At 44.4% G+C, this 17737-nt stretch carries 11 protein-coding genes and 2 pseudogenes; 9 read left to right on the top strand and 4 right to left on the bottom strand.

Annotation, left to right across the window (positions count from 1 at the left end; translation table 11 throughout):
• Positions 1–9: 9 nt before the first annotated feature.
• A complete protein-coding gene (locus G625_RS19605) occupies positions 10–1335 on the bottom strand; it encodes a DUF3810 domain-containing protein (protein ID WP_049895867.1) in 1326 nt (441 codons plus the stop codon).
• Positions 1336–1440: 105 nt separating this feature from the next.
• On the opposite strand from G625_RS19605, the gene G625_RS21360 reads away from it, so the two are divergent.
• The 4 genes from G625_RS21360 to G625_RS19590 all read left to right on the top strand — a co-directional run bounded on the left by G625_RS21360 (position 1441) and on the right by G625_RS19590 (position 8374).
• On the top strand, positions 1441–2988 hold the full coding sequence (locus G625_RS21360; protein WP_049895866.1) for a M14 family zinc carboxypeptidase: 1548 nt from the start codon (positions 1441–1443) through the stop codon (positions 2986–2988).
• A 143-nt stretch (positions 2989–3131) separates the two neighbouring features.
• Entirely contained in the window at positions 3132–5663 is a 2532-nt protein-coding gene (locus tag G625_RS21355) for an EAL domain-containing protein (RefSeq protein WP_029201208.1), read from the top strand.
• Positions 5664–5939: 276 nt separating this feature from the next.
• The gene (locus G625_RS0111320) at positions 5940–7649 is read left to right on the top strand and encodes a glutamine--tRNA ligase/YqeY domain fusion protein (protein WP_029201207.1); all 1710 of its coding nucleotides are present in this window, start codon (positions 5940–5942) and stop codon (positions 7647–7649) included.
• Positions 7650–7792: 143 nt separating this feature from the next.
• On the top strand, positions 7793–8374 hold the full coding sequence (locus tag G625_RS19590; RefSeq protein ID WP_156885103.1) for a hypothetical protein: 582 nt from the start codon (positions 7793–7795) through the stop codon (positions 8372–8374).
• A 208-nt stretch (positions 8375–8582) separates the two neighbouring features.
• Here G625_RS19590 and ilvD read toward each other — a convergent pair whose 3' ends face one another.
• Positions 8583–10295, bottom strand: a complete 1713-nt coding sequence (gene ilvD / locus G625_RS0111310; RefSeq protein ID WP_029201206.1) for a dihydroxy-acid dehydratase — start codon at positions 10293–10295, stop codon at positions 8583–8585.
• Positions 10296–10437: 142 nt separating this feature from the next.
• Here ilvD and G625_RS0111305 point away from each other — a divergent pair, with 142 nt between their 5' ends.
• From G625_RS0111305 to G625_RS0111285, 5 genes are all read left to right on the top strand, one after another.
• Complete coding sequence (locus G625_RS0111305; protein ID WP_198014888.1) at positions 10438–11574, top strand: LysR family transcriptional regulator; 1137 nt, start codon at positions 10438–10440, stop codon at positions 11572–11574.
• Positions 11575–11736: 162 nt separating this feature from the next.
• Positions 11737–12903, top strand: a complete 1167-nt coding sequence (locus G625_RS0111300) for a M20 metallopeptidase family protein (protein ID WP_029201204.1) — start codon at positions 11737–11739, stop codon at positions 12901–12903.
• A gap of 166 nt (positions 12904–13069) precedes the next feature.
• A complete protein-coding gene (locus tag G625_RS0111295; protein WP_029201203.1) occupies positions 13070–14230 on the top strand; it encodes a CdaR family transcriptional regulator in 1161 nt (386 codons plus the stop codon).
• A 228-nt stretch (positions 14231–14458) separates the two neighbouring features.
• The gene (locus G625_RS0111290; protein WP_029201202.1) at positions 14459–15589 is read left to right on the top strand and encodes a glycerate kinase family protein; all 1131 of its coding nucleotides are present in this window, start codon (positions 14459–14461) and stop codon (positions 15587–15589) included.
• 144 nt (positions 15590–15733) lie between these two features.
• Positions 15734–16996, top strand: coding sequence for a GntP family permease (locus G625_RS0111285; RefSeq protein ID WP_029201201.1), 1263 nt, complete (start codon positions 15734–15736; stop codon positions 16994–16996).
• An 84-nt stretch (positions 16997–17080) separates the two neighbouring features.
• On the opposite strand, the pseudogene G625_RS0111280 reads toward G625_RS0111285, so the two are convergent.
• Positions 17081–17425, bottom strand: a pseudogene (locus tag G625_RS0111280) (asparagine synthase-related protein); the annotation flags it as partial.
• A gap of 121 nt (positions 17426–17546) precedes the next feature.
• A pseudogene (locus G625_RS19585) lies at positions 17547–17737 on the bottom strand (IS110 family transposase); the annotation flags it as partial.

The following is a 17737-nucleotide window of genomic DNA, read 5'->3' as shown; positions in this document are numbered from 1 at the left end:
GCTGAACTGTTATTTCAGACTTCCGTTTTCCTCATAGTATGACAGCATGAGATCCACCACATGACCATAGCTCCGGACGCCCTGAGTCTGACCATTGTACCTGAGGTAGGCATCGTTAATCTCTTCATGAACCTCGGCGACCTTTGTGTCGAAGCGATCCCAGAATTCGTTGTTGTACATCATGTCCTGACGGGTGTAGGGATTTATCTTCATGTAAAGCTCTGAAAATCTTTCCCGATCGGTTTTGGCAAGGGCATTTCCGGCATATACCCAGGCAGAAACATAGCCTGAGTAATTGAAATATATATCCCCGGAACCGATGGTGGCGAGAACCGCGATGAAGTTAGCTTCTTCTTCCTGCATATAACCCCTGAGATGAGATAATTCATGGCAGATAGTGAATGGGATGTCATAGTATGGGATATCCCTGTTGTAGTTGGCCTCTATGGTAAAAGGCGAGTAGACTCCAGTTACCTGCTGGATGCTCAGTATCCATGAATTTATGAGGGGCTTCGGGAAGGGATAATGTCCCGACAGTCTTGAAAAACGTGCACCAAGCCTCTCCATTGCTTCCTGCCCGAGCTTTCCGGTTTCCCAAAGATAAGCGGCTGAGGCTCTTTCGGAGGCTGAGGTTTCCCCGATGAAAGCGCCGTTATAGAGCTTCACAGGAGACAGAGGCAGATCACCTTTGGAATTATCAGGATTTTGGGATACAGAATCCGGAGTGGCCGGTTGTTCATTTCCTTCGTACATTCCGGAGGCCAATGATGCGCCCTCCGGCAGCTGCGAGCTTTCCAGAAGCTGTTTTTCTGCAAGGTTAATGTTTTCTGCCAGATATTCACAAAGCTCCACCAGGTCTGCATTGGCCTCATTTTGAGAAGAGGTATCGTAGGCCGGGATTTTCGCTTCCATGGAAAAACCGGTGCGTCTGTAATTTATTCCGCAGTTAAATACATACAATATGAAAAGGACGGATGCGATAAGAAACAGGTTACCTGCGAAGAGGGTCAATGGTTTAAATACCTTACAGGGTACTGAGGATTTTCTCCCGGAAGGGCATTTTGAAGTGTAATTTCGGTATTCTTTGAAATTCTTTATCGAACCTCTCAGAGCCTTTGAAAAATCCCATATGACAAAAATGATCAATGCATACAGCAGGACTTCAGTCAGGGAAAAGGGCAGGAGTCCGGTGATACTGCTTACCGTGAGGCTCACATGGCGATAAATATTATGAGAGTAAAAGTCGGCAAAGCCCCGGGAATTTGCCGCGAGGTGACTCATCAAAAGCGATATAAGGTCAAGAAAAAGTATAGTTTTTGTCTTTTTATTCAGCATGTCAGGTTTAAATCTTAAAAAAATCGTAGGTACACAGTCATATTAAGGTGGACTATACTGTAGCATGATTATAATACGAAGGGGAAGAAATCATCAGGGGTATTTATGAAAAAATTTATATTTGCCATGGTTGCAGCTTCTGCGATCAGTACATATTTATGTTTAAACGGTTATGCCGAAGAAGTTGTTAATGGAGAGGGATATGTTACTGCCGTAGTTGAAGCAGGCAGTACCGCTCAGGAGGCGCTGGATAATTCAGGCGATCAGGGGATAGAAGCGGGAAGCGAAACTCAGCAGGCGGCTGTTTCGGGTTCTTCCGGAACAACAGCTTCCGAAACCACAGGGGAAAGCTTAACCACAGATGCAGGTTCGTCAACTATGGAAATGCAGGGTGACGTAACTAAGACTACAGAAAATCCGGACTCTTCACCATCTGGTAATTCAGATTCAACAGGCGCCGTAACAGAAAACGAGGCTCCCATAGCGGTTATGACAGGAAATACAACTTCAACAGATACAACAGGAATACAGTCAAACGGTCCTGTAGCGGGAACAGGCACAGAACAGACCGTAGGATCGGAATTCGGTCCATCGACAGGCGGCACGGCAACAGCCTCTTCAGGTGATGCTGCCACAGCGCAGACAGCACAGGCTGATCAGACTGCAGCTCAGACAGGAGAAGCACAGGCGGAGACATTACCGCTTCCGGCAGGATACCATTTCAATAATATCGCTGCCTACACCTATCAGAATATGGTGGACGATCTTACAGTACTCAAGGCTTCATATCCGAGCATGCAGATGGACGTCCTTGCCACAACAGCAGATGCCCGTAATCTTTATCATGTGGTAGTCGGAAATCCTCAGGCTAAGCACAAGGTTCTGGTTCACGCAGGAATTCATGCAAGAGAGTATATCGTATGTCAGGTTGTTATGAGACAGATTGCGTCACTTCTTGAGATGCAGAAGGCCGGTACAGTATATAACGGCTGCTCAATTCCGGATCTTCTGAACAACACCTGTATTCATTTTGTGCCAATGGTGGATCCCGACGGCATCACCCTGGTTCAGGGAGGATTGGAAGCTCTCAATTCAGAAGATGCGAGAATGTCGGTCATGACCATCGCAGGTATGGATAATGCTACGGATATGGGGCAGTACATCAGAACCTGGAAGAACAACATTAACGGTGTAAACCTTAACCGTAATTTCGATGCAAACTGGGATGAGACGCCATCCAAGGTAGACCACCCGTCATCCATGAACTATAAGGGAACGGCACCTGAATGCGAGATTGAGACAAAGGTACTTGCAGACCTTACCCGCAGTCTGATGCCGGACAGAACCATCAGTTACCACACGCAGGGAAAGGTTATCTACTGGTATTTCGGAGAGACTGGAAACTATAAAAACGAAGGTTATAATCTTGCTTCTATCGTAAACCGGAATACAGGTTACAGGATTTCCAATACCTGGGCAGAAAAGGATGCAGCAGGCTACAAGGACTGGGCAGTACAGAAGCTGGACATACCTTCCGTTACCATAGAATGCGGTATCGGAACTTCACCTGTGGATGAATCCCAGATCGAGGAAATGTGGGCCGGAAATGACGGCATTCTTCCCGATATCATGATAGATCTCGTAAATAAATGAACATAGTTTGCTGTTGTGTTCGTTGACTTTATAACATGCAAATGTTTATAATCAGAATAACAGATTTAGTTCGGAAAAAGATTTATTTCAAATATTTTTTCTCAAAAAAAGATGACTGCATGTGAACGGGCGTAGGGTGTAGTATGGGTAATGTTGATCTGGAAAAATATGTCATAAACAATATAGATGATGCTATATCCAAGGGCTGGATAAAGGTGTATTATCAGCCCCTCATAAGAGGGATAAATAATAAGGTGAGCAGATTTGAAGCATTGTCAAGATGGGAAGATCCCGAGTATGGGCTGATCAGACCGGATGTTTTTATACAAGTTTTGGAGGAGCAGGGGCTGATCCATAAGCTTGACGGTTATGTGCTGGAGAAATCCTGCAGACAGTTCAAAAACAGGGTTGACGAAGGCAAGAAGGTAGTTCCTTTCTCGGTTAATCTATCGAGGAAGGATTTTGAGCTGTGTGATATTTTTGAGGTTGTGGAAAGACCTGTAATAAAATACGGGATCCCCAGGGGTTTCGTGATCATAGAACTCAATGAAAAGACCTTCGACCAGGATACCGGAGAGATAAAGGAACAGCTTGACCGTTTCAGAAATGCCGGTTATCAGATCTGCATGGATGGCTTCGGTGTCGGGCATTTCTCATTGAACATCTTCAGGGATTTTGACTTTGATGAGCTAAAGATAGATATGAAGCTCTTAAAGGATTTTAACCCGAAGGCCTGTCGTATAGTTGCTTCTGTGGTGGGTATGGCTAAAGACATAGGCATGCTAACCATTGCTGAAGGTGTGGAGACAGAGGAACAGGCAAGATTTTTAGGAAGTATAGGCTGTGAGATGGCTCAGGGCTTTTTATTCTGCAAGCCTCTCCCGATGGATGACTGCATGAAAGAGCTTTCTGTTAAGGGGTTGGAAATAGAACATCCCGATGAGGTGAGATACTTTGATGAAGCCGGAAGCATCAATATCCTGAGCCCGGGTTCATTGATCAGAGTAAAGTCTGACAGAAAATCAGATATACCGGTGGAGTCAGCCTATGAAAGTGCATTGCCTTATGCGATGGTGGAGTATGACGGGGATTCTGTAAGGTATCTTTATCGTAATGCCGAATATATGAAGACCCTGAAGACTATAGGATACGAGGATGACGATCTGAACAATGTTTCCGAGGATTCTGATAAGCAAAAGCTCAGGAAAGCAATAGAAAAAACAACGGATCTTGGCTCCTGTTATTCTGATTTCACCATAAACGGATATTATTGTTATTATGAGGCCCGGGTGGTAGTCAGACACAATGACAGATGCGCTATACTGTTCAGTCTTACCAACAGTAACAAGGATGGAAAGAAGGTAAAGCTCGAGAAGCTGGATTCCAATCTCAAATACCTGTATGGCATTTATAACAGTGTTTCAATGCTGGATCTTGAAAGAAATTTTCTTGAGGTATTGTACCTTAGGGATTCAGAGAAAAGAGACTTAGAAAGCGGAAACATCGAAAAGCTGATCGATGAATATGCCGAAAATTATGTTTATGAGGCAGACAGGGTTAATTACCTGAATTTCTTTGATATAAGCACCCTTGAAGACAGGATAAAAAAGTCGGAAGGCCAATTTGTCTATGCTTATATCAGGACAAAAAACCTGAGCGGGGACTATAGCTGGAAGATTTATCTGGCTGTACTGGTGTCTTCGGATCATGCTCTTTTATTTGTAAGAAATGCTGACGCGATCAAGTCAACAGAGCTTTCCGCTTATCAGAACTATATGGCTGCCATGAGAAGGGATAACAGCATCGGTTCGGAGCTTACCAAGGAGCTCCTCTGGGATAACCTTAACCGAAATGTTAACCTCGGATTGTTCTGGAAAGATAAGCAGCGAAGATTTGTGGGTGCCAATAAGAAATTCATGGATTATTACGGCTTTAAGAGCCAGTCTGATTTTGTCGGAAAGACTGACGAGGAGATGGGATGGCATATTGCCCCTGAACCCTTCAGGAGAGATGAGTATCGTGTTCTCAGAGAGGGTGCTGTGACCCATAAGGTTCCGGGACGTTGTATAGCCCATGGAAGTATCAGGGATATCAGGGCATCCAAGATGCCTGTATATGACAATGGACGTATTATCGGACTCATTGGGTATTTTGAGGATGTTACGGAGACAGAACATGACAAAGTAAATAAATTCGACCTTCAGGAGACCGACAATCTTACCGGACTCCTTAATATCAGGGGAATGATGACAGCGATATCTTCTTACAAGGACGAGTTTGACAGAAGAGGTGTTGATTTCGCCGAAATATATTTTTCCATAGATAACTATCAGGAGCTTATCAGTCAGTACGGACATGCTTTTGGAGATGAGATACTTTATGCTGTAGGAAAGAAACTGGCTGCCTCCTTTGGTACCAGTGCAACACTTGTCAGATATTCCGGAGATGATTTTCTGGCATTTACCCAGTCAGGAAAACACGGAGATATAGAAATAGTTGCTAACAAAATACGTAAACTCATCATGGACATTAACAATGTTAATGGATACAGCTGTACTCTCTACCCGTCAGTTGGTATAGTTAGATACTCTGAGGTAAAGGATCTTAATGAGATGCACCGGGTTGGATTTAACAGAATGAGCAACGAAAGGCAGAGAAATAGGAACAGTACATGATTTCAGGGCATTTCTTTGAGTTATACAGGTCTTATGTGATAAAAAACCACGCAGATTATTGCGTATAAACCGGGAAAGTTGTAAAATCCAAAGGGTTTTGATTAAGATGCCAGATTGGCTGAGAGTCCGATTTCAGCCATCTGGCTTTATTCATAAAAACAGAAAGATAAACATTTGCGCCATATTTACTGCAAATGTTATAAGAAGCCGGATTGACTGACATCCCTATGTTGTATTGAAACGGCAAAAAATCAGCATTTACAGAGGAGAACATTTATGTCTGAAGAAATCAGAAACGAGAAAGGCGAGCTTGTGGAGAAGCCACAGGAGTCAAAGAACTTTATAGAGCGTGAGATCGACAAGGATCTCGCGGAGGGAGTATATGATCATGTACAGACCAGATTCCCGCCGGAGCCAAACGGATATCTTCATATAGGACATGCAAAGTCCATAATCCTTAATTCAGGACTTGCAAAGGAGTATGGCGGTAAGTTCAATCTTCGCTTTGATGATACAAATCCTATGAAGGAGAAAACAGAGTTTGTTGAGGCCATCGAGAGAGATGTTCGCTGGCTGGGAGCAGATTTTGAGAACAGAGTATTCTTTGCTTCCGATTACTTTGATGTTATGTATGACAAGGCAGTACTTCTTATCAAGAAGGGACTTGCATTTGTAGATGATCTTACCGCAGAGCAGATCACCGAGTATAGAGGAGATTTCAACACACCGGGTAAGGAGTCACCAAACAGAAACAGAAGTATTGAAGAGAACCTTAAGCTGTTCCAGGACATGAAGGACGGAAAGTATGAGGATGGAACCCTTACACTTCGTGCAAAGATCGATATGGCATCACCCAACCTTAATATGAGAGATCCGATCATCTATCGTGTTGCTCACATGCATCATCACAATACAGGTGATAAGTGGTGCATCTACCCTATGTACGATTTTGCTCATCCTATCGAGGATGCCTGCGAGGGAATCACTCATTCCATCTGTACTCTGGAGTTTGAGGATCACAGACCTCTTTATGACTGGGTAGTTAAGCATTGTGACTTTGAGAATCCTCCGAGACAGATCGAGTTCGCAAAGCTTTATCTCACCAATGTTGTAACCGGTAAGAGATATATAAAGAAGCTTGTTGAGGATGGCGTGGTTGATGGCTGGGACGATCCTCGTCTTGTGACCATCGCAGCTCTCAGAAGACGCGGTTACACACCTGAGTCCATCCGTATGTTCGTTGAACTTTCCGGTATCTCAAAGGCAAATTCAAGCTCTGACTATTCACTTCTTGAGTATTGCATCAGAGAGGATCTGAAGCTTAAAGCTAAGCGAATGATGGCAGTCATCGATCCTATCAAGCTTGTGATCGACAACTATCCTGAGGGACAAGAAGAAATGCTTGAGGTACCATATAACCTCGAGAATGAAGCTCTTGGTTCACGTCAGGTACCGTTCTCAAGAGAGCTTTACATTGAGCGTGATGATTTCATGATCGAGCCTCCAAAGAAGTATAAGAGACTTTATGTTGGAAATGAGGTTCGTCTCATGTCTGCATATTTCGTTAAGGCTGAGTCCTATGAGACTGATGCCGAGGGCAATGTTACAGTTGTACATTGTACCTATGATCCTGCGACAAAGTCAGGTTCAGGCTTCGAAGGCCGTAAGGTAAAGGGAACCATCCATTGGGTAAATGCTCCTACCGCAGGCAAGGTAACAGTACGCCTGTACGAGCAGCTTATCGATGAGGAGAAGGGCAAACTGAATGATGACGGAACCCTTAACTTCAATCCTAATTCACTTACTACAGTGACAAACTGCATGGTTGAGCCTGAGCTTATGAAGGTTAAGCCTTATGACAGCTTCCAGTTTGTCCGCAATGGTTTCTTCTGTGTAGACAGTAAGGATTCAACTCCTGAGCATCCGGTATATAACCGTATCGTAGGACTTAAGTCCTCATTTAAGCTCCCGGAGCAGGGAAAATAATTACGAGTCGGAGGGGATTCCCTCCGGCTTTTTTATGTTTTTGGAAAATGTTTGTTTTACATCGTTCATCATTGGTGGTATCATTTTCTTATAGTTTTTTGAAAATATTGGGGCAACTGTTTGCCCGAATGGAGGATATAAATATGTCTAAGAAGAAAAAAGGGTTAGGTGGACTTTTGGGTTTGGCAGCTCTTGCCGGCGGCGTAGCTGCAGTTGTTTCTTACCTCTACAAGTATCAGAAGTTTTCTGAGGAAGTTGATCAGGATTTTACAGATGTGCTTGAGTCTGCAAATGAGGTTAAGAATTCTGCAAAGAGGTCTTATACAACCTTAAAGAACAATCAGGGTAAGGAGGAGATCAAGGCTGCTGCCAAGGATCTCGGTTATGCTGCCAAGAATCTTGCGGTTGATACCAAGAACCTTGCCATCGATGCAGGTAAGGATGCTTACAGAACTGTGAAGGAAGCACTGAACGAAAAGCTTGGCTCGCAGACATCGGACTATGTTGATTCGGATGATATCGATGATGAAGATCTCGTGGATGATAAGGATGTTGAGATCGAGTTCTATTCTGTAGAAGATGAGAAGGATTCGGAAACTGAAAAAAAAAAGAAACTGATCCTCAACCCGAGGAGAGTGAAGCTGCCGAAGAAGCTGCTCCGGAAGCTCCGGAGAAGCAAGCTGAAGATGTCCCCGAGACAGAAGAAGCTGCTCAGGAACCTGTAAAGGAAGTTAAAGCTGATTCCGACAAAGAACACGATACTCTGGTGAACAGTAAGAAAAAGAAGAGAAAGAAAAAACATTGAATCAAAAGTGCCACCGTTATATCGGTGGCACTTTTTTCGTCCTGTATTATGCTTCGTTCAGAGGGCATCGCTGACCATAACCTTTTCTACCTGGATAACTGACATTCCGATACGTCCTTCTGATGTGGTTACTGTATCAGTTTGCTTTCATCAACAATCGCACCGGTATCAGCGCTGGTAACAAGGGTCGCGTATTTTGCAAGAGCCTTGAGACGAGGCTTAACCAGAGGCTTCCAGCCTTCCTTTCTTTTTTCAAATTCCTCGGCGCTTACATTGATCTCCAGCTTACGGTTATGTATATCGATGGTGATCTCGTCACCGTCCTGAACAAAGGCGATAGGACCGCCGTCAGCTGCCTCAGGTGATACATGACCGATGCATGGTCCGTGAGTGGCTCCTGAGAAACGTCCGTCTGTAACGAGAGCAACGTCTTCATCCATTCCGCGTCCCATGATGAGAGAGGTGGTTGAAAGCATTTCCCTCATGCCGGGGCCTCCCTTAGGGCCCTCATAGCGGATGACAATGACGGTTCCCTTCTTGATATCACCTGCAGAAATTGCAGCATCTGTTTCCTCCATGGAGTTGAAAACTCTTGCGGTTCCCTTGAAGTAGTACATAGATTCCTTAACACCGGACTGCTTGATGACTGCGCCGTTAGGTGCCAGATTTCCTCTCAGGATAGCGATACCGCCCTCAGGCTTCTGAGGATTTTCCATGGTCTTTATAACGTCTCCGTGCTGAACTACAACGTCTTTGATTCTCTCGCCAACGGTTTCTCCGGTCAGTGTCAGCGAATTTAAATTGAGCTTGCTCTCAACAGTCTTGAGAACCGCTGTGATACCGCCATCATTATCAAGAGATGCAATAGGATACTTTCCTGATGGCTGGAGGTTACAGATAAACGGAACCTCGCGGCTTATTCTGTCGAAATCCGAAAGTTCAAGCTTAACGCCTGCTTCATTAGCTATAGCCATAAGGTGGAGAACCAGGTTTGTTGAAGAACCTGTTGCCATGGCACCGGTGATACCATTTAGAAGAGTCTCTCTTGTCAGTATCTTTCTCGGGGTAATGCCTTCCTTCAGCATCTTCATGACCTCGCGGCCTGAGGCTTTGGCGATACGCTTACGTTTGTTTGAAACTGCGGGAGCTGTTCCGGCGCCGGGAAGTGCAAGCCCTAGAACCTCTGAAAGCATGCACATAGAATTTGCGGTTCCAAGGTGCGCACAGGAGCCAACTGTCGGTAATGTCAGCTTCTCAACTTCCTTCATATGCTCGGGAGTTACCACACCGGCCTCAACACGGCCCGGGAATTCACGAAGCTCGGAAGAACAGAAAAGAGGATTGCCATCAACATAGCCCGGAAGCATTGGACCCCCCGGAACAATAACAGTAGGAATGTTAAGTCTTGCAGCAGCCATGATCATACCCGGAAGGATCTTGTCACAGCCGGCAAGGAGAACCATGGCGTCGAAGTGATGGGCCTCAACCACCATTTCTACGGAATCGGCGATAAGCTCGCGGCTTGCGAGAGGATATCTCATTCCCATATGGCCCTGACATAATCCGTCACAGATACAGATGGTTTCTGAACGAACAGGCACACCGCCTGCCTCAATAACACCCATTTTTACGTACTCGGCAAGTTCCTGAAGATGGCGGTGTCCCGGAACCATCTCGGAAAAAGAACCGATAACTGCTACAAAAGGCTTCTTCATGTCTTCCTCGTCCATGCCGTTGGCATAAAGAAGAGCACGCTGTCCGGAACGGGCGATTCCGTTTGTTAACGTAGCGCTGCGGTATTTGGGGTCCTTAAATTCAAAATCTTTATCGTAGGTGGCCATATCTTTTCCTCCATTTACAAGGTTTATAATAATCCGAGTATAGCTTGACTGCAGATTCCTGGTCTAATAAAATTCAGACATAGCTTAAATAAGATATGCGCATAGAAATCAAATTATTTTGCATTTAAGAAAGACGATGACTATGAATTATCAGGTTTATTTGGATTTGGAAGTTCTGAAAGAACAGAAGAAATTTACACTTGCGGCTAAGTCTCGGGGATGTCTCCAGTCAACCCTCAGCCGAAGGCTTCTTGCAGAAGAGATGGCGCTGGAATGTACTTTGTTTGACAGGAAGAACCATGAACTTACTTTTGCGGGAAAACTGTATCTTAAGTATGGCGTTAAGCTAGAGCAGATCAGGAAGGAACTTGCTGAATTCGTGGGAGATGAGACACGGGCAGAGGAGTTGCTGGACTTTCGTTCTTTCTTTTACATTTATGAAATATATGAGACAGGTAATATCACAAATGCTGCGGAAAATCTGTATATCTCTCAGCCCGCGCTGACTCAGTATGTGAATTCCATGGAGAGAAACCTTGGGAAGAAATTGCTTAACCGGCATCGTGGACACTGTGAGTTTACGGTTGAAGGAGCTGGATATTTGACCATAGCTGAAGCCGCCCGAAAGATAGACAGAGGATTTAAAACTGAACTGGATACGCACCTCAGAAGAACTTCACATAAGATTCGAATTGCCTTAAGCCGTCAGACCGGATCCCTCCTGATATCCAGGGTACTTTCTACATTTCTGGAGGAATTTCCTCATATTCAGATTGATATTACCGAAGCGGATACTGACCGTGCCAGAGAGCTGCTTTTAAAGGATAAGGTTGATATGGCACTGCTTGTGGTACCTGGTTTAAGCGGTGGATCTCTAAGGTATACTAAAATCTACGAAGAGGAATTAAAATTGATAACACCAATGAAGCTGGAGAAGAAATATCCGGGTCCTGTGAGATTGGAGGACCTCGATGGAGAACGTTTTATTCTGCAGCAGGAGTTCACTGCGGTACAGCACATTGTTTCCGCAGCATTAAGGCAGCATAACTGTACTCCGGATGTGATTTGCCGTATCAATCTGTTTCGTGCCATGGTGAACATGGTTGCCTCCGGTGCAGGTGTTGCCCTTATGCCGGAGCATACGCTTTTGGACTATAGCAAAGACTTCAATGTTGTGTCATTGGAACCTCCTATTTACTACTACCTTGTATATGCAGTTCAGGATGTTAAAAGGTGCAGCGAAGCCATGAAACGGCTGATGGAGCTATTGAGAGAATAAGTTTGAGTAAGTAATTTACGGTGTTCTTTTCACCAATTGTAACAGAACTGCATGAATGATAATATTAGTTAGATAATATGATGAATTAGGACTCTATAGAGATTACTAAAGGGTAAAGTAAATTGAAAAAAGGTGACGGTATTTTGACAAAGGAGAGTAATCATGGATCTCTTAAACGAGGCAAAAAGGTTCGAAACCCATCTTATAGATCTCAGGCGCTGGTTCCACAGGCATCCGGAGGTTTCGAATCAGGAAATTGAAACTTCAAAAAAGATACTGGAAGAGCTTTCTGATATAGGCGGCTATGAGATCAGGGATAATGTCGGAGGCCACGGGATTCTTGCGGAGATAAAAGGAAAAGAAGCCGGTAAAACCGTATGTCTCAGGGCGGATATGGACGCGCTTTCCGTCACAGAGGACACGGGTCTTAGCTTTTCTTCCGAGAATGAAGGAGTAATGCATGCCTGTGGTCATGATCATCACATCACCATGCTTCTTGGAGCAGCGAGACTTTTGAAACTTCATCAGGAGGATCTGAAGGGAACTGTCAGACTTATTTTTCAACCGGCAGAGGAACTAAGTCCCTGTGGTGGAAGCAGGAATATGATAGAAGCGGGAGCCCTTGATGGGGCGGATGCAGTCTTTGGTCTTCATGTATGGCCCAACCTTCCTGCGGGAAAGGTAGGCGTGAAATCAGGTCCCCAGATGGCTGCTTCTGACAGATTTACCATCGAGTTTCTTGGGGAAACTTCCCATGGCGCCATGCCTGACCAGGGCAATGACGCACTGGTTGCAGGCTGCCAGTTTGTAAATGCTGTTCAGACTGTAGTCAGCAGAAACATGGATCCCATGCTGTCCGGAGTCATAACCATAGGAACCTTTCAGGCTGGATCCAGGTATAATGTCGTGCCGGGTTCCTGCAGGCTTGAAGGAACTGTGCGAAGTTTCGAGAAAAATATCAGAGAAACTGCCAAGAAGCGTATAAAAGAAATATTTGAAGGCATAAAGATAGCATTCTCGATAGACGGAGAACTGACCTATGAACATGGTTATAATGCTGTTATGAATGACCCTGAAATGGCAGATTACGTTTTATGTAAGGCAGAAGAACTTTTTGGAAAAGAAGACACCATAAGACTTGATAAACCGGCCATGACTGCAGAAGATTTTGCCTTTTATCTCGAAAAAACTCCGGGAGCTTTTTACTGGTTGGGAACCACAGATGAAGGTGACAAGGTTTGGCCTCTTCACTCAGCCCATTATAAAGGAAATGAAGCTGTCCTCTGTCGGGGTGCAGTCCTCATGGCAAAGTTGGCGCTGGATTACTGATGAAATAATTGGCATAACGAGAATGCCAAAAGCCCCAATGTCAAATGGTTTTGTCATAGCTTCTTCAAAATGAATTTTATCATCACGCAAATCAATTGTTGCTCCTTGCGTGGATGGGTTGGGATGTTTTTAAAGCTGATTTCTTTGCAGAAAGGAAAATCCTCTCATGATCGAACCTGAGTTAGCAAGAAAATTTATCGAGCAGGTCACCCAATATACGGGCTACAACATTAACATCATGGATGAATCGGGAGTGATCATTGCAAGCCGGGATCAGGAACGTGTGGGAAAGTACCACGAAGCTGCGAATCGAGTTATTCACAGTTCACAGGATGTTCTGGTGGTTCGGGAAGATTCATTATTCCCCGGAGTGCTTCCGGGCATAAATATGGCTATAGTTTGCGATGGGCGTAAAGAAGGAGTTGTGGGAGTTACCGGAGATCCGGATCAGATACATGATGTTGCGCTCATTACCCGTATGGCCATTGAGACCATGCTTAAATTTGAAAAGCAGCAGGAGAGCATTCGCCTCAGAAGAAGCAGGAAAGAACATTTCCTGAATCTTTTAACCCAGGCGGAATATGCAGATGCAGCTGAGATCAGAAGCATCGCAAAGCAGTTGGAATATGATGAGTCACTGGTCAGAGTTCCGATTTTATGTAAATTGAATTTCGCGAAGATTGGAAAAACTGATAGGTCTGGAAACAAAGCTATGGAGCCTGATGAAGTGCTTGCCGTTCTCAGACAGGGGAAAGGACATTGGGTCCAGGATTTCAGTTTTGTAATGGATGACAACCACCTTCTGGTATTTAAGACGGTAAAGGTCGATGGACACAGGAATCTTACTGATTACAGAGAAGAGATTTCGATATATCTTGAGTACACCATCAGACAGCTGAAAGAAGCCGGCATCGGTGCAGTTTTTTATGTAGGTTCACTTCAGACCACTTTTTCCAGGTACTATCATGCCTTTCGCCACTGCCGGTGGCTGGAATCCCATATAAATTCTTCAGAAGAAATCATATTCTTCATGGATCATGTGCAGGAGTATTTTCATTCACTGGTTTCGAGGCAGGAGCTTCAGCAGGTTTTTTACATATATAAAAGCAGACTTAAAGAGGATCAGATAAAGCAGCTGACGGAAATGATCGGAGCTCTGGAAGAATCAAACTATAATTTGTCTGAAGCATCCAAAAAGCTCTATATCCATAAAAATACACTGATGTACAGATACAACAAAATGAAGGATTATTTGGGCATTAATCCATTGGAAAGTGCAAGGGACCGGGGATTCATGGATTTTTTGTACATGTATCTCATTGGCTAATGTATACAATGGGCAAACTTATACGGAACGCATGTTTTGTGCAGCAGACACAAATATATGCGTTCTTTTTATGCTCGGAAGTTCTATCCAAATCAGAAATTTTAAATAAAATATAGATATAGTTAATAAATGAGTGACTCAGAACAATAGAAACTAACGATTTTATGCAATGAACTTAACAAACTGCATAAATCGTTATGGTATGTCGTAACAAAAAAGGAGCAGACTATGAAACTGGTATTTGCATCGGATTCTTTCAAAGGCACATTGTCCAGCGAACAAACCATTGAATTACTTACAAAAGCAGCGCATGAGGTATTTGGTCCCTGTGAGACTATGGGTATCCCTGTTGCGGATGGCGGAGAGGGAACAACAGATGCCGTTATTCTGGCCAGAAAGGGCAAAAAGGTCTATAAGGAAGTACACGGTCCTCTGATGGAAGATGTCACAGCTTATTATGGACAGCTTAGTGATTCCGAGGTAATTCTCGAGATGGCACAGGCCTCAGGACTTCCCCTGGTTCCGGAGGATAAGAGGAATCCTCTTAACACCACAACCTATGGAACCGGAGAGCTTGTTAAGGCGGCGCTGGATGAAGGATTCGAGGATATATCCATTGCCATCGGCGGATCGGCAACCAATGACGGAGGCATGGGCTTTGCGAGTGCCCTGGGAGTAAAGTTTTTAGACATTAACGGAAACGTACTTGAAGGCAAGGGCAGCGAGCTTGAGAAGGTCGCTCATATAGATGTGAGTGGTTTGGATGAGAGAGCAAAGAAGGCGCGTTTCACGGTTATGTGTGATGTTACAAATCCTCTTTGCGGAAAAGACGGAGCCACATTTACATTTGGAAAACAGAAGGGTGGAACCCACGAAATTCTGGAACGCCTCGAGAAAGGCATGTGTAATTATCGGGATGTGATCATAAAGGAGTTTGGCATTAATCCCGATGATATACAAGGAGCGGGAGCAGCAGGCGGACTTGGTACGGCGCTTAAAATATTTTTAAATGCAGAGATGAAGTCGGGTATCGAGACAGTGCTTGATCTCATCGGATTTGATAAACTTATAGAAGGTGCGGACCTGATAGTTACCGGAGAAGGCAGAACAGACTGGCAGAGCTGCTTCGGAAAGGTAATGCAGGGAGTCGGAGACAGAGCAAAGAGCCATGAGATTCCGGTTGCAGCCCTTTGCGGCGGTCTCGGAAAAGGCTATGAAGGAATATTCGAGCATGGAATCAATTCCATCATGACTACGGTGGATGGGCCAATGCCTCTGTCGGAAGCTCTGGATAGGGCAGAAGAGCTTTACTATAAGGGAGCTGTTCGAATGTTCCGGATGATCAACATATCTCTATAAAGAATGATTCTTTTTGATTTTTTAAAAATCAAGGTGGTATGGCGACCACGATAATGGTCGATTGGATTGACATCTGTGTGTCAGATGTTAAGGCTCAAAAACTGTGTTAATAGATGAGTAGATAGATAACGAAAGGAAGTAACCATGGAAGCACAATTTACAACTTTAGGAGCAATTATCGGACTGGCTGTTGCGATAATATTTATCATCAAAAAGGTCCAGCCGGCATATAGTCTTATTCTCGGAGCATTGATCGGAGGTCTGATCGGCGGAGGTGGTCTTTCCATAACAGTAAGCACCATGGTCAGCGGAGCAGGCTCAATGATGTCATCGGTTCTCAGAATTCTCACCAGCGGAATCCTGGCAGGAACATTGATCAAAACAGGAGCTGCAGAGAAAATCGCAGAAACCATTGTTGAGAAGCTTGGTGAAAAGAGAGCTGTGGCGGCAATTGCCATAGCCACCATGATTATCTGTGCGGTTGGTGTATTTATAGATATTTCCGTAATTACGGTTGCTCCCATAGCTTTGGCAATAGGAAAGAGAGCAGGTCTTTCAAAAAGCGGCATCCTTATCGCTATGATTGGTGGAGGAAAGGCCGGAAACATTATTTCCCCGAACCCCAATACAATTTCAGTATCAGAGGCATTTTCACAGGATCTTACAGCAGTAATGATGAGAAATGCAGTTCCTGCAGTATTTGCTCTTATAGTGTCCATCATTCTGGCTTCCATGCTTGTTAAAAAGAGCGGAGGAGAGATCACAGCCGATGACATGGAAGCTACAGGCGAAAAGAACCTTCCTGCATTTTTACCTGCAGTACTCGGTCCGGTTGTGGTTATAGTGATGCTTGCATTACGTCCTATCGCAGGAATAGCTATTGATCCTTTGATCGCACTTCCGGTGGGAGGTTTTGTGTGTATGCTTGCAACCGGTAAAGTCAAAAACTGTATCGAGTATATGGAATTTGGTCTCAGCAAGGTGATCGGTGTATCAATCCTTCTTATAGGTACCGGTACAATCGCAGGTATTATAAAGGCTTCTGCATTACAGTATGATGTGACAAACCTCCTTGAGGCAATGAATATGCCGGCTTTCGTTCTGGCTCCGCTTTCAGGAATACTTATGGCAGCAGCTACAGCATCAACCACAGCTGGAGCAACCGTTGCTTCACAAACCTTTGCTCCTACACTCCTTGCTAACGGTGTTTCAGCATTGGCCGCAGCAGCAATGATCCATGCCGGAGCAACAGTGCTGGATTCCCTGCCACACGGTTCCTTCTTCCACGCAACAGGCGGTGCAGTAAACCTTACCATCAGTGAGCGCATGAAACTGATTCCTTACGAAGCCATCATCGGTCTTACAAGTACTGTGGTTTCGGTTGTAATGTATATTATGATTCATTAACTTAAAACCGCCGGAGATTGATATAGTCTCCGGCGGTTCCTTAAATATATGCATCAGACAGGTATTCCATATTTTCGAATCTTTTTATTTTCCGGAATCACCGTAGTTACTGAGAACGCGGGCTGAAGGGTCGTTAACATTACAACCCGGCCAGGTCTTGTTTGGCATCCAGAAATCAACTACCATTCCGGACTGACCGGGATAGTATTTCTCAAAGATGTCTCTGTAAAGGAGAGATTCCTTGGTGAAAGGTGTTGCATGAGTGTATTTTTCGCATCTTTCTTCAAATTCTTCATCAGTGTAGCTGGCTTCTGCGAATTCTCTCAGGTCGTCCTTCAAGCTGTGACCTACGGCATCAGAGAAGGCTGCCTTTTCACGCATAAGGATGTCTTCGGGAAGTATGTGTTCCTCTTCGAAAGCATGGCGAAGTCCAGCTAAGAAATGTCAAGGAGTAAATTGAAAATATTAGAAATTAGCCATCACCTGCATTTTTGGGTAACTTTAATAAAGCTAATTCATTTATAGCACATTGAAAATGACAAATTAGATGTCAGGCAACTTTTGTAGTGCGATTGAGCCGATTAAACTGCTTTCTGTGTTCTTCAGGGGTGATCATCTCATAGGGCTTGTTATCACGAAGCATAGCAAAAATGATATTGCATATTTTGTGCATTACAGCACCTATTGCAACGTTCTTCTTTTTGGACTTGCATTTTAAGGTGTAGTACTCATGAATAACCG

Source organism: Oribacterium sp. NK2B42, assembly GCF_000424445.1.
In the GTDB taxonomy this organism is placed as follows: domain Bacteria; phylum Bacillota; class Clostridia; order Lachnospirales; family Lachnospiraceae; genus Oribacterium.
The sequence above is the reverse complement of the archived record's forward strand: the minus strand, read 5'-3'. Positions and strand labels throughout refer to the sequence as shown.

Coding starts and splice junctions, on each gene's coding strand:
- G625_RS19605 (WP_049895867.1), bottom strand. CDS start 1,335: ATGCTGAATAAAAAGACAAAAACTATACTTTTTCTTGACCTTATATCG.
- G625_RS21360 (WP_049895866.1), top strand. CDS start 1,441: ATGAAAAAATTTATATTTGCCATGGTTGCAGCTTCTGCGATCAGTACA.
- G625_RS21355 (WP_029201208.1), top strand. CDS start 3,132: ATGGGTAATGTTGATCTGGAAAAATATGTCATAAACAATATAGATGAT.
- G625_RS0111320 (WP_029201207.1), top strand. CDS start 5,940: ATGTCTGAAGAAATCAGAAACGAGAAAGGCGAGCTTGTGGAGAAGCCA.
- G625_RS19590 (WP_156885103.1), top strand. CDS start 7,793: ATGTCTAAGAAGAAAAAAGGGTTAGGTGGACTTTTGGGTTTGGCAGCT.
- ilvD (WP_029201206.1), bottom strand. CDS start 10,295: ATGGCCACCTACGATAAAGATTTTGAATTTAAGGACCCCAAATACCGC.
- G625_RS0111305 (WP_198014888.1), top strand. CDS start 10,438: ATGAATTATCAGGTTTATTTGGATTTGGAAGTTCTGAAAGAACAGAAG.
- G625_RS0111300 (WP_029201204.1), top strand. CDS start 11,737: ATGGATCTCTTAAACGAGGCAAAAAGGTTCGAAACCCATCTTATAGAT.
- G625_RS0111295 (WP_029201203.1), top strand. CDS start 13,070: ATGATCGAACCTGAGTTAGCAAGAAAATTTATCGAGCAGGTCACCCAA.
- G625_RS0111290 (WP_029201202.1), top strand. CDS start 14,459: ATGAAACTGGTATTTGCATCGGATTCTTTCAAAGGCACATTGTCCAGC.
- G625_RS0111285 (WP_029201201.1), top strand. CDS start 15,734: ATGGAAGCACAATTTACAACTTTAGGAGCAATTATCGGACTGGCTGTT.